The sequence below is a fragment of the Amycolatopsis sp. NBC_00345 genome, assembly GCF_036116635.1.
Classification (GTDB): domain Bacteria; phylum Actinomycetota; class Actinomycetes; order Mycobacteriales; family Pseudonocardiaceae; genus Amycolatopsis.
This window is the reverse complement of sequence record NZ_CP107995.1, coordinates 6575271-6587513: the sequence shown is the minus strand read 5'-3', so window position 1 is coordinate 6587513 and position 12243 is coordinate 6575271. Positions and strand designations below refer to the sequence as shown.

The window sequence follows — 12243 nt, the reverse complement described above, 5'->3', positions numbered from 1 at the left end:
CGTTACCGGGTCGGCCCGGCCTCGGGCGGGCACGTAGACTTACCGGTCGTGAGTCTGACCCTCGGTATCGTCGGCCTGCCCAACGTCGGCAAGTCCACCCTGTTCAACGCGCTGACCCGCAACGATGTGCTCGCGGCGAACTACCCGTTCGCGACGATCGAGCCCAACGTCGGCGTCGTCCCGCTGCCGGACCCGCGGCTGGACGAGCTGGCGAAGCTGTACAGCTCGGAGAAGACGGTGCCGGCGGTGGTGTCCTTTGTGGACATCGCGGGCATCGTGAAGGGCGCGTCCGAGGGGGCCGGGCTGGGCAACAAGTTCCTGGCGAACATCCGTGAGGCCAACGCGATCTGCCAGGTCATCCGGGTGTTCGACGACCCGGACGTGATCCACGTGGACGGCCGGATCGACCCGTCCAGCGACATCGAGACGATCAACACCGAGCTGATCCTCGCCGACCTGCAGACCCTGGACAAGGCGCTGCCGCGGCTGGAGAAGGAAGCCCGGACGAAGAAGGAGAACAAGCCGGCGCTGGACAACGCGCAGAAGGCGAAGGAGATCCTCGACGCCGGGCGCACGCTGTTCCAGGCGCAGAAGGAGGTGGACTTCGAGGCGTTGCGGGAGCTGAGCCTGCTGACCACGAAGCCCTTCCTGTACGTCTTCAACGCGGACGAGGCGATCCTGACCGACGAGGCGCGCCGCGAGGAGCTGACGAAGCTCGTCGCCCCGGCCGACGCGGTGTTCCTCGACGCGAAGGTCGAGGCGGAGCTGCTGGAACTGGACGACGAGGAGTCCGTGCGCGAGCTGCTGGAGTCCGTGGGCCAGCCGGAGCCGGGCCTGCACGCCCTCGCGCGCGCCGGCTTCCACACCCTGGGCCTGCAGACCTACCTCACGGCGGGCCCGAAGGAGTCCCGCGCCTGGACGATCCCCCACGGCGCCACCGCCCCCCAGGCCGCGGGCGTCATCCACACGGACTTCGAGCGCGGCTTCATCAAGGCGGAGATCGTCTCGTACGCCGACCTGATGGAGGCGGGCTCGATGTCCGTCGCCCGGGCGGCGGGCAAGGTGCGTATGGAGGGCAAGGATTATCTGATGGCTGATGGGGACGTGGTCGAGTTTCGGTTCAACGTTTAGTACTTGACCGTGTGTGTGGGCGGGCTTCCTGCCCTAGTGGGCAGGGCGTCGAGCGACCCGATTCAGGTCGGCCCCGCCAGGGCGACAATGTTGTCAGACTTGTTCACTTTGCTCGTTCGTCGGCCAGATCGCTAGAGTCCCTCCGGTGGAGCCGCTCGACTCTGAAGACGTGCCACTGGCCTCCGTCGCCAGGCAGGTGTGGGCCGGTCATCGTCGCCCGGGCGAGTTCTTCGATGCTTTCAGCCGCGAACGAATCTTCGCTGAGCGGCCTGAGCGCCCTGGCATTCTGGTAACCGATACCCTCGATCACGGGCGCTGGACCCAGGTGTTTTCCAGCATCGAGAGACTTGCCGCGCACGCTGGTGAATGTGAGTACCTGTCCACCACGGGTGCGGACTTCATGCAGATGGTGCCGACCGGCGTGGGAGTGATGGTCGATCCGGACGACGAGCACCACATTCCGGTTTTGACTCAGGTTGCCTCCGCCGCCGAGCTGGAGGTGGCCTGGGATCGATTCGCGCGCGAGCGGAACCATCGTTGGCTCGCCGTCGAAGAACCTGGTCGCTGAGGGGGTGCCATGCCGCTAGATGGACCAGGCTTCCATGTGGAGATCGAACTCCTGGAAGCCGCATCCAAGAACATGGCCCAGATCGTTCATGACCAAGACGGTTTCGAGCTTCGCGGTCTTTGCGGCGAGGCAGAGATCTACGGTCACAGTGAGGTTAGCCGGTGACACGACCTGAGCGGTTTCCTGAGTTTCTTGACGAGTGGCGTGACGCTAATGGCGAGGACTATACGCCGCTGAGCTATTTGGACAGTAGTCCGGATGGCCTGAGCTTCGTTGTTGCTGCCCAGTGGCTTTTTGCTCCGGATTTCGTCGAGTATCGTGGTGGCGTCTTCCGGACTGAGCTGCCCAGGGGGCTTGGCGACAAGGGGCACAAAGTGCTCGATGATTGGTTCGTGCATTTCTCGGGCGACGTGTCGAAGGTTGAAGAAAAGGGAAACCTGCTCATTCTCTGGGACTTGTTCTCCGAGGCTGACGCGCACGATGACGACCTGGTTCAGCTGGCTCGGACGTTGGAGCGTTTGTGGCTCTTACAGCTGAAGGATCAGTTTCCAGATCGAGAATTCACCTTTGCGGTGCTCGACGGAGACGGTTCCTATGGGCCACAGGTGACTTTCTGCTCAAAGCCGCCCCGTGCCAGGCAGGCGCCAGTTGTCGTCTATGACGTGCGACAGGAGTCCGCGGACGTCACTGCTCACGGTATCCATGTCGACTTTCCCCGTCCGCTCCTCGACGAGCTGGCCGGGCGCCGGCTCGTCGAGGAGATTGATCTGCGGAGTGTCCTCGCCAGCGAGGGACAGCCTGACTTCGCTGGTGTCGAAGCCAAGATCGCTGACTTTCTGGTCAATCAGACGGATCGTCACCTCGCGCTGACGGCATTTGAGCAGTTGTGGTCCAGGCAGCGTTCTTTTGCGGTTCGGCTGCTGGCCGCGCTGCTCCCGCAGATTGATGCCGCTGGTCGAGCGGGCCGGACCGTCGGTGTTGATTTGGTTGACCTTTCCGAACAGGCCAAGGCGGAAGCGATCAACGAACTTCAGCGGATCCGGGAACCACAACTCTCTGCGCCAGTTACGGTCTTCCGCTACCTGTAACAGCGCATCTGCTCCTTGCGCTCGCGTTTGCGGGCAGCAGAACGCAGCCGCTGATGACCATGAGGCGGTCCAGGGCCGACGGCGGCTCAGGCCGCCATCAACCAAGTCCCGTTGCGCACCGCGATCTTTTCGGTGAAACGCCAGTTCAGACGGCTCCTCGCCACAGCTCTGGCTCGGCTGCTGCGAAGCGGCGCTCCAACGACTCCAGGTCTCCAAGCACCATGCGCATCCTGTGCCGGAAAGCCGCACTGTGAGCGGAGATCTTCAGGTGGGTCAGTTCATGGACGAGGACCAGATCCACCAGGCTCGTCGGCAACTGCATCAACGCCCAATGCAGAGCGATGGAACCGTCTGGCTCGCAGGCCCCCCAGTGCTCCCCGAGATCCCGAACAGTTACTCCACCCGGCGTAACGCCGGTGCGCTCGGCCAGGGGTGCCGCTCGGGCGGCCGCCCATCGGCTGCCTCGTGCGGCATACCACTCGGCGATCAGCCGAGCACCCCGCCGTGAGGATCCGGTGTCCGGTAGCTCCAGCCAGCCTTGGTGCAATCGCACTCGCCCGTCGGCCTCGGCGGGCACGACTTTCAACCGATGACGACGCCCAAGGTAGGCGAAGCTCGCCCCGCCCACCAGTTCCTTGACGGGCTCTCCTCCGCCGCGTCGGCGGCGTTCGACCTCATCGGCGAGGCGGGGCAGCCGGGAGGGTGCAGTCTTGGCGACGGCCTGCGGATCGGCGTCCGATGGAACAGCGAAGAACAGACTGCCGTCCTCCTGGATATCGATCCCCAGTGTCTGGCGTTGTGGTCGCACGACGACCTGCCACGTCCACTCCCTTGGCATGGGAGGTGACGCGAAGGCGGACTGGACGGTGAGGCTCACCCGGCATTCGTACCACCTGGCACCAGCAAAGTGGCCACCACCGTCCACGCCCCTCCTATCGAGGCGGCCGCGCTCCATAACGCAGGAAGTCGTCGCATCGCTCGACGGCGAGTTCCAGAAGCCCCGCCGCCATGTCCGCGGTGTCGCCCCATTCCACGTGAAGATGTTCTTCCACCTTGAAGCGGAGTGCCTTGCGCACGTCGTTGCGCGCATCGGCCTGTGCGGGAAAGCGCGGCTGCCGCACGAGGTCCGCTGTCTCCACGGCGATTCGGCGCGCCGCCCACTGCAGGTCGACCTTCCCCAGCGCTGGGACCGCATCAGGCCGCTCCAACTCCCGCAGCAGCGCCTGATACACCGGTGCCTCGGTCAACGGGTCGAGGCTTGGCCCGGAGTCCTCAACGTTCTCGGTGACGTCGCTGACGGGCCGGGCGAGGTCGGTCGCGGCCTGCTCGAAGTCCTGGCGCATCCGCTCGACGACAGCTCGCACTCACCACGAATCGAGCGGTGATTGGCCACTCGAAAGCGGAGGAGCACTCTCAACCTCCCAGAGGACGGAGAGATAGCCCCATCTTGATATCTGAACGGTTTGCGGACGATCCGAACGGAGCCTATGACGGCGGCTGATCGGTGGCCGGCCCGAACCTACCTTCGGGAGCAGGGCTCTCGCTGCTCCGGCTAGCCGGTCGTCTCAGCCCGTTCCGTAGCGGCGCGGGTCGCGACCGCGCCACGCGACTCCCGTCGTACAGCACGATCGCTTGACTGTGAGTGCGTCGTGAGGTGGTCGAGTTTCGGTGCGACGTCTGATCGATCATGATACCGAAGTGGTATCATCTGGCTCATGGCGATGACGTTGAGGTTGAGCGAGGAGCAGGAACGCGCGCTGACCATGCTCGCCGAGGCCAAGGGCGTGAGCAAGCAGGAGGCCGTTGTGCGGGCGATCACCGAGGCCGCTGCCCGGTCTGTGCGCGACGATCGGGTTCGTGCTCTGTCGGACGAGGGGCGCACGCGCTATGCCTCGTTGCTTGATCGCCTGGCGCAGTGAGCCTTGAATACCTGACCCTGGACGACTTGCTGGCTCTTGCGGCAGACCTGGGTGTTTCCCGGATTCGAGATCTGGGGTTGCTTGACGCGGCGGCGCACCGGCCGCAGTCCTCGCTGATGGGGCAGGACGCCTATCCGACTCTTGACGAGAAAGCGGCTGTGCTCTTGGAGTCGATTGTGCGCAATCACCCCCTCATCGACGGCAACAAGCGGCTGGGCTGGATGGCGACTTTTGTCTTCTACGGTCTTAATGACGTCGACTTGGACGCACCGGAGGACGACGCGTACGAGTTGGTGATCGCGGTCGCAACCGGGTCGACCGACTACGGCGAAGTCGCCGAGCGTCTTTCGGGGTGGACCCGTGCTGGGGTTACCTCGCCACGGAAGCCGGTCTAGGTCCCGGTCCACCAGGTACTGACGAGAGATCTGGCTGCGGTGTCGGCATCTTGGCCTGAAAGCCAGGCGGCGATGGCGGTCTTCAGTAGGGCCGCGGTCTGCCCGAAGATCATTTCGGACGAGTTGACCAGGTCGAAGCCGGCGCGGTCGATCGTGAGAGTCCCTGCGGGGAGATCTGGCCCCTCGGCGAGTGTATTGGCGACCGTTTGGGCGAACGGGTCAGGCAGGCCGATGGTGAACGGCTGCCTCCACAGCGCACTCGGGCACGTCGGCTCTTCGTCGGCGTCGAACAATCCGAAGGGCGCCACGGCGACAGCGAACTGGGTTTGGCTGCCCGGACCAGGCACGAACTGTCCGCCGAGAAGTGCGCGCGGAGTAATGCTGCTTAGCCGTCGCAGGACTTCGACGTGCATGCGCACGGCGCTTGACGGGACACGAGTGGCCGGGCGGGATGCGCGCAACCAGCCAGCGGCCTGGTAGGCAGCTGGGTGGTCGCCTTCGCTGATCGTGACGAGTCCGTGCCGTTCCACTTCAACTATCGGCATAGCGGTATCAGCCCGTTCGTCTTGCGCCACCAGGGACTGAACAGGCCCTGCGTGAATCGGGGGTGGCGCCGCGAGCGTCGGTCCGGTGGATGCCGGACCGACGAAGACGCGGTGGAGCTCAGCCGATCAGGCCGAGCACCAGAACCGCGAGCAGGGTGACGGCCGTGGCGAACGTGGTGACCCACGCGCGCTGAGTGCTGGAGAGGGCGATCGAGGTGCTGTTCATGACGTGTCCTAGCGGGGCGAGTGCCGGATATTCCGCTGGATTAGCGCCTCGATCATGGACTGTGTTACCGCCTGTGGCTGAGATCACGTCGGTTACGCGCGGTGTGCCAGAGCACACCGCCCGCGGCCGCCACCATCAAGCCGAATGAGATGGCTCCCACCACGATTGCCTGAGTCATCCCGTAGTCCTCCCTGCGTTGGTGAAACCTCATAGGGAGGACGCGCGAGAGGGCCGTTGGTGTTGCCGTCGTATCGGAGATCACACCTGGTCAGAGGGCTGCGAGCACCTCGTCGATCTGCCGGGCCAGTGCGAAGTCCTTCGCCGTCAGGCCGCCTTCGGAGTGGGTGCTGAGCCGGAAAGTGAGCGTCCGCCAGCGGATGTCCATGTCCGGGTGGTGGTCGGCGGCCTCCGCCAGTACCGCGACGCGGTCCACCGCCTCGATGGCCTGCGGGAAGCTCTCCAGCTCAGCTGTGCGGATGATCGTCACCTCCGAGCGGTGCCAGTCGGTCAGTCCGGCCAGGGCTTCGTCGGCCTGCGAATCGTTCATGATTTTCGCCATGTACCCAATGGTGGTCCTCTCTCGGCTACGCTGCACGGTTGCCACGGGAGTCCGGTACGCCGGGCTGAGAGGCGGGTGCCCGAGACCCGCGACCGTTCGCACCTGAATCCGGATCATGCCGGCGCAGGGAGGCCCGACTCTCCTGCTACCGGCCAGTGCAGGAGGGCAGATGAACCCGCGGACCGCACGCACCGCGCTGGCGGTGGCCACGGTCGCCGTGCTGGCGAGTGCCTGCTCGTTGTCCAGTGGCTCGGGCGGCGACGCCCAGCAGACCCCCGAGGTCACGCTGGTCACGCACAACTCGTTCGTCGCGCCCCAGGACGTGCTCGACGCCTTCCAGCGCCGCGCCGGCATCAAGCTGAAGGTCGTCAAGTACGGCGACGCCGGCGAGCTGACCAACAAGCTGGTGCTCACGAAGGCGAACCCGATCGGCGACGTGGCTTACGGCGTCGACTCGACGTTCGCGTCCCGCGCGCTCGGTGAGGGCGTCTTCCAGCCCTACACCAGCCCGGAGGCCGACCGGGGGTCGCAGCGTTACGCCGTGGACCCCGAGCACCGGCTTTCCGCCGTGGACCTCGGCGACGTCTGCGTGAACGTCGACTCCGGCTACTTCGCCGGCAAGAGCCTCCCGGAGCCGAAGACGTACGACGACCTGGCCGACCCGAAGTACAAGGACCTGACCGTGGCCGAGGACCCGGCCACCGCGTCGCCGGGCCTGGCCTTCCTGCTGGGCACCATCGCGAAGTTCGGCGAGCAGGGCTGGCAGGGGTACTGGACCAAGCTGAAGGCCAACGGCCTGAAGGTCGACAGCGGCTGGGAAGAGGCCTACACCAAGGACTTCTCCGGCTCGTCGGGCAAGGGACCGCGGCCGATCGTTGTCTCGTACGCGTCGTCGCCCGCCGCCGAGGTGGGCGACGACGGCAAGCCGCGGACCAAGGCGCTGCTCGACACGTGTTATCGCCAGGTCGAGTACGCGGGGGTGCTGACGGGGAGCAAGCAGGCCCCGGAGGCGCAGAAGGTGGTCGACTTCCTGCTCTCGCAGCAGTTCCAGACCACGGTGGCGGCGAACATGTACGTCTACCCGGCGCGCCAGGGCGTCGACCTGCCCGCGGGCTGGGCGCAGGTGGCACCGCTGCCGACGAGCCCGGCCACGCTGCCCGCCGACCAGGTGCAGGCCGGCCGGGAGAAGTGGATCGGTGCATGGCGCTCGCTCATGGGGGCCTGACCCCGGCGCGCACCGTCCGCACCGCCGGGCTCGCTCTGCTCGGGCTGCTGCCCGTCGCGTTCCTGGTGGTGTTCTTCGCGTGGCCGGTGGTGGCGATCGTCGGCCGCGGCTTCTCCGCGGGTGGCGTCGACACCGTGCTCGGCGACCCGCAGACGTGGCGGCTCGCCGGGTTCACGCTGGCCAGCGCGGCGGCGTCCACGGTGGTCGCGGTGCTGGCCGGCCTGCCGGTCGCGTACCTGCTCGCGCGCGTGCGGCTGCCCGGCGTCGGGCTCGCGCGCACGCTGGTGCTGGTGCCGTTCGTGCTGCCGACGGTGGTGGTCGGCCTCGCGTTCCGCGCGATCTGGCCGGACGGCGGCGTGCTGCCGCTGGTGCTGGCCAACGCGTTTTTCAACGTCGCCGTGGTCGCGCGGACCGTCGCCGGGCTGTGGTCGCACCTCGACCCGCGCGCGACGGAGGCGGCCCGTGCCCTGGGCGCGTCGCCGTGGCGGGCGTTCCGCACGGTGACGCTGCCCGCGCTCGGCCCGGCCGTCGCGTCCGCGGCCGCGGTGGTGTTCCTGTTCTGCGCCACCAGTTTCGGCGTGGTCCTGATCCTCGGCGGCGGGCACTACCGCACGCTCGAGACCGAGATCTACCTGCGCACCGTCGACCTGCTGGACCTCTCGGGCGCGGCCGCGCTGTCGCTGATCCAGTTCGCGGCCGTGCTGGCGGCATTGGCGCTCGGCGCGATGGCGCGACGACGGCGGGAGAACGCCGTCCGGCTGCGGTCCGCGCTGGTCACGGCGCGTCGTCCGCGCGGCGGGGAGTGGTGGACGATCGGCGCCGCCGTGGTGGTGCTCGCGCTGCTGATGACGCCGATCGTCGCGCTGCTGGTCGAGTCGGTCTCCGGCTCGGACGGTTGGAGCCTCGCCGGGTACCGCGCGCTTTCCGGCACCGGTGCGAACGACGCGCTGCAGGTCTCCGGCTGGACGGCGGCGAAGAACTCGCTGGCCGCGGCCACCGACGCCACGCTGCTCGCGATGGCCGTCGGCGTGCTGGCCAGCGTGGTCCTGGTCGCGTTGCGCCGCGCGCCCGGCCGCCTCGCCCGTGGTATGGGCGAGACGATGGACGCCGCGCTGATGCTGCCTCTGGGCGTCTCCGCCGTGACGGTCGGCTTCGGTTACCTCGTGACGCTCGACGCACTGCCCGGCGACCTGCGGACGTCGCCGATGCTCGTGCCGCTCGCGCAGGCGCTGGTGATCATCCCGCTGGTGGTGCGGATGGTGCTGCCGGTGCTGCGCGCGGTGGACGTCCGGCTGCGCCAGGCCGCGTCGACGCTCGGGGCGAGCCCGGCGCGGGTGTGGCGCGAGATCGACCTGCCGCTCACGGCCCGCTCGCTGGTAGCGGCGGCGGGGTTCGGTTTTGTCGTGGCGCTGGGCGAGTTCGGGGCGACGAGCTTCCTCGCCCGCCCGGACGCGCCGACCCTGCCGGTGGCCGTCGCGACGCTGATGGGGCGGCCGGGCGAGCTGAACAACCAGATGGCGTACGCCGCGTGCGCGCTGCTGATGGTGGTGACCGTGGCGGCCGTCGCGCTGATCGACCGCTTCGGCTCGGTCCGCGGGCACGGCTCGGTAGGGGAGTTCTAGTGGCACTGTCGGTACGGGACTTGACCGTCCACTATGGATCATTCACGGCGGTGCGCGACGCGCGCCTCGACATCGCCGACGGCGAGGTGCTGGCGCTGCTCGGCCCGTCCGGCTCGGGGAAGTCCACGCTGCTGCGCGCGATCACCGGCCTGGAGCCGTCGACGTCGGGCTCGGTGAGCTGGGACGGCACCGACCTCGCGCCGGTCCCGGTGCACCGCCGCGGCTTCGGCCTGGTGTTCCAGGACGGGCAGCTGTTCCCGCACCGAGACGTCGCCGCGAACATCGCGTTCGGGCTGCGGATGCACGGCGTCCCGCGGCGCGAGCACGCCGCGCGCGTGACGGCGCTGCTGGAACTCGTCGGGCTCACCGGCTTCGAACGACGGCGCGTGACGGAGCTGTCCGGCGGCCAGGCCCAGCGCGTCGCGCTCGCCCGCGCGCTGGCGCCGGAGCCGCGGCTGCTCCTGCTGGACGAGCCACTGTCCGGATTGGACGCGGGACTGCGTGAGCAGCTCGCCATCGACCTGGCAGACCTGTTGCGGCGCAACAAGATCACCGCACTGCTGGTGACGCACGACCAGGAGGAGGCGTTCACGCTCGCCGACCGCGTCGCCGTGCTCGACACCGGGGAGATCCGCCAGGAGGGCGCGGTCCGGTCCGTGTGGCAGCGGCCGGTGGACGACGGTGTGGCGCGGTTCCTGGGCGTGACCACGTTCGCCGACGGCGTCGCGGCGGGCGGCGTGGCGCACACGGCGCTCGGCGATGTCGCGCTCGCCGCGATCCCGGACGGCCCGGTGCGGCTGGGCCTGCGCCCACACGCGTTGCGCGTCGCGGAAGATGGTCTCGCTGGTGAGGTGACGGCCTCCGTCCACCGCCGCGAGCACGTGCGGCTGGTGGTCTCCGCCGGTGGGTCCACTGTGGACGCCGTCGCGCCGGTGACGGCGGACCTGCGCGCGGGCGATCCCGTCCGGCTCGCACTGGACCCGGACGGGATCGCGATCGTCGGCTGAAACGCCGTTAAGGCCTCCTTACCCGCGTCCGACGCGGGTAAGGAGGCCTTAACGGACAACGAGGGACTCAGCCGTCGCGGGTGGTGAGGCGGGCGTAGGCGATGGAGAGGCCCACCACGATGTAGCAGACCGCGCGCAGGGCGCCTTCGCCCAGCATCGTGGACGTCATCGGATCCTGGAGCACCTCGGCCGGGGCCAGTGTCCAGTTCTGCGTGAGCAGGAACGGGTGCAGCCAGTCCAGCGAGGTCAGGAAGCCGAGGATGGTGAACACGATGTTCCCGGCCAGCACCGACACCACGACGAGCATCGGGTGCTCGGTGAAGCTGGACACGGCCAGCGCCACCGCGCCCACCGCCCACAGCTGCAGCACGATCCAGGCCGCCGCCAGCAGGATGCGGCCCAGGGCGTCCACAAGGGACAGTGTGTTGCCGGACAGGGTGAACAGCGAGCCGGTGCCGTTGATGATCAAGCCGGTGACCACGCCGGTCACGCACATGGACAGCACGGCGACCAGCGAGACCGTCGCGACGCCGAAGGACTTGACCACCAGCAGCCGGCCCCGGCTGACCGGGGCGATCAGCCAGCCGCGCAGCGTGCCGTGGGCCGCTTCGCCCGCGATGGCGTCCGCGCCGGCCATGGCCGAGGCCAGCGGCAGGAGCAGCGTCAGCGTCATCACCATCGCGGCGATGGGCAGCACCAGCGCGTTGTTGACCGCGGCCCCCAGCAGCGCGCCGCCGCTGTTGTCCGGGCCGCCGCCGGCATCGCCCTGGCCCACCAGGGTGAGCCCGATGCCGATGACGATCGGGACCAGCGCCAGCAGCCCGAGCACGGCCAGCGTGCGCGGCCGCCGGAAGATCCAGCGCAGCTCGGCCGTGACCAGCCTGGGCAACGGCACCGTGTCGTGGCCCGTGCGCGGCGCGGGAGCCGCGAGTGCCTGCGTGGTCATGCGTCCCCCTCGGTGAAACTCTCGGCGGGTTCGGAAGAACCGGCCGCCGGGCCGCCTTCGGTGAGCCGGGCGAACAGGTCCTCCAGGCCCGTGCGCGCCCGGGTGGCCTCGTGGACCGCGACCCCCGCGCCCACGAGCACCTCCAGCACCCGTGGTGCGGCCGTGGCGGTGAGGTCGGCGCGGACCCCGTCCGGCGTCAGCCGGGCGCCGATCCGGTTCTCCCGCAACGTCTCCACCGCGAGCTCGGCGTCGGGCGTGCGCACGAGCAGCGCCGCGTTCCCCGACTCCAGCAGCTCGGACAGCTCCCCCTGCGCGACGACGTTGCCGGACTGCAGCACCGCGACATGCGTGCACGTCGCCTCGACTTCGGCGAGCAGGTGCGACGAGACGAGCACCGTCACGCCGTCCGCGTGCAGTTCGGCCACGATCCTGCGGATCTCCCTGGTACCAGCGGGGTCGAGGCCGTTCGTCGGCTCGTCGAGCACGATCATCTTGCGCGGCACGAGCAACGCCCCCGCGAGCCCCAGCCGCTGCTTCATGCCGAGTGAGTAGCCCTTGTACCGGCGCCGCGAGGCGTCGGTGAGGCCGACGCGCTCCAGCGCCGTGTCGACCGCGGACGGGATGCCCGCCGAGGCCAGCCGCGGCTCGGCCGCCGCGAACCGGATCAGGTTGTCCCGCCCGGAAAGGAACGGGTGGAAGCCCGGCCCCTCGACCAGCGCGCCGACGTCGGGCAGCGCGTGGGCCGCCCCGTCCGGCATCGGCCGGCCGAGCAGCTCCACCTCGCCCTCGGTCGGGCGCACGAGCCCGAGCAGCATCCGGATCGTGGTGGTCTTGCCCGAGCCGTTCGGCCCGAGCATGCCGAGCACCGCGCCTTCGGGCACGTCGAGGTCGACGTGGTCCACCGCGACCGTGCCGCGGTAGACCTTGCGCAGGCCCCGGGTCCGCGCGGCGAGCGGGACCGCCGGGGCGGACACCTCCTGGGAGGTACCCGCCCCGGTTTCAAGCGAGCTGG

14 protein-coding genes and 1 riboswitch are annotated in these 12243 nt (G+C 68.8%); of the genes, 8 read left to right on the top strand and 6 right to left on the bottom strand.

Annotated features, from left to right (window positions below; all coding sequences use genetic code 11):
• The first annotated feature begins 48 nt into the window (after positions 1-48).
• The 3 genes from ychF to OG943_RS29445 all read left to right on the top strand — a co-directional run bounded on the left by ychF (position 49) and on the right by OG943_RS29445 (position 2787).
• Positions 49-1131, top strand: coding sequence for a redox-regulated ATPase YchF (ychF, locus tag OG943_RS29455; RefSeq protein WP_328604176.1), 1083 nt, complete (start codon positions 49-51; stop codon positions 1129-1131).
• A 145-nt stretch (positions 1132-1276) separates the two neighbouring features.
• Positions 1277-1699 (top strand): SseB family protein, encoded by a 423-nt coding sequence (locus OG943_RS29450; RefSeq protein ID WP_328604175.1) that lies wholly within the window; start codon positions 1277-1279, stop codon positions 1697-1699.
• Between the two features lie 161 nt (positions 1700-1860).
• Positions 1861-2787 (top strand): hypothetical protein, encoded by a 927-nt coding sequence (locus OG943_RS29445; RefSeq protein WP_328604174.1) that lies wholly within the window; start codon positions 1861-1863, stop codon positions 2785-2787.
• A gap of 145 nt (positions 2788-2932) precedes the next feature.
• Here the strand turns inward: OG943_RS29445 and OG943_RS29440 are convergent, their stop codons facing one another.
• A complete protein-coding gene (locus tag OG943_RS29440) occupies positions 2933-3664 on the bottom strand; it encodes a M48 family metallopeptidase (protein WP_328604173.1) in 732 nt (243 codons plus the stop codon).
• Positions 3665-3719: 55 nt separating this feature from the next.
• The gene (locus OG943_RS29435) at positions 3720-4130 is read right to left on the bottom strand and encodes a hypothetical protein (RefSeq protein WP_328604172.1); all 411 of its coding nucleotides are present in this window, start codon (positions 4128-4130) and stop codon (positions 3720-3722) included.
• Between the two features lie 372 nt (positions 4131-4502).
• Between OG943_RS29435 and OG943_RS29430 the strand changes: the two genes are divergently transcribed.
• Both OG943_RS29430 and OG943_RS29425 read left to right on the top strand, forming a co-directional pair.
• A complete protein-coding gene (locus OG943_RS29430; protein WP_328604171.1) occupies positions 4503-4706 on the top strand; it encodes a type II toxin -antitoxin system TacA 1-like antitoxin in 204 nt (67 codons plus the stop codon).
• The gene (locus tag OG943_RS29425; protein ID WP_328604170.1) at positions 4703-5101 is read left to right on the top strand and encodes a type II toxin-antitoxin system death-on-curing family toxin; all 399 of its coding nucleotides are present in this window, start codon (positions 4703-4705) and stop codon (positions 5099-5101) included. The genes OG943_RS29430 and OG943_RS29425 overlap by 4 nt, the downstream gene beginning before the upstream one ends.
• On the opposite strand, the gene OG943_RS29420 is transcribed toward OG943_RS29425, so the two are convergent.
• Positions 5098-5514, bottom strand: a complete 417-nt coding sequence (locus tag OG943_RS29420; RefSeq protein WP_328604169.1) for a hypothetical protein — start codon at positions 5512-5514, stop codon at positions 5098-5100. The genes OG943_RS29425 and OG943_RS29420 overlap by 4 nt on opposite strands.
• A 626-nt stretch (positions 5515-6140) precedes the next feature.
• Positions 6141-6431, bottom strand: a complete 291-nt coding sequence (locus OG943_RS29415; RefSeq protein WP_328604168.1) for a 4a-hydroxytetrahydrobiopterin dehydratase — start codon at positions 6429-6431, stop codon at positions 6141-6143.
• A 33-nt stretch (positions 6432-6464) separates the two neighbouring features.
• Positions 6465-6578: riboswitch (TPP riboswitch) on the top strand.
• 22 nt (positions 6579-6600) lie between these two features.
• On the opposite strand from OG943_RS29415, the gene OG943_RS29410 reads away from it, so the two are divergent.
• From OG943_RS29410 to OG943_RS29400, 3 genes are read left to right on the top strand one after another with little or no spacing between them, the layout of a single operon-like run.
• Entirely contained in the window at positions 6601-7656 is a 1056-nt protein-coding gene (locus OG943_RS29410; RefSeq protein ID WP_328604167.1) for a thiamine ABC transporter substrate-binding protein, read from the top strand.
• A complete protein-coding gene (locus tag OG943_RS29405; protein WP_328604166.1) occupies positions 7632-9278 on the top strand; it encodes an ABC transporter permease in 1647 nt (548 codons plus the stop codon). The genes OG943_RS29410 and OG943_RS29405 overlap by 25 nt, the downstream gene beginning before the upstream one ends.
• On the top strand, positions 9278-10285 hold the full coding sequence (locus tag OG943_RS29400) for an ABC transporter ATP-binding protein (protein WP_328604165.1): 1008 nt from the start codon (positions 9278-9280) through the stop codon (positions 10283-10285). The genes OG943_RS29405 and OG943_RS29400 overlap by 1 nt, the downstream gene beginning before the upstream one ends.
• A 67-nt stretch (positions 10286-10352) precedes the next feature.
• Here the strand turns inward: OG943_RS29400 and OG943_RS29395 are convergent, their stop codons facing one another.
• Together OG943_RS29395 and OG943_RS29390 are read right to left on the bottom strand one after the other, a co-directional pair.
• On the bottom strand, positions 10353-11231 hold the full coding sequence (locus tag OG943_RS29395; RefSeq protein ID WP_328604164.1) for an ABC transporter permease: 879 nt from the start codon (positions 11229-11231) through the stop codon (positions 10353-10355).
• A complete protein-coding gene (locus OG943_RS29390; RefSeq protein ID WP_328604163.1) occupies positions 11228-12205 on the bottom strand; it encodes an ABC transporter ATP-binding protein in 978 nt (325 codons plus the stop codon). The genes OG943_RS29395 and OG943_RS29390 overlap by 4 nt, the downstream gene beginning before the upstream one ends.
• Positions 12206-12243 lie beyond the last annotated feature (38 nt).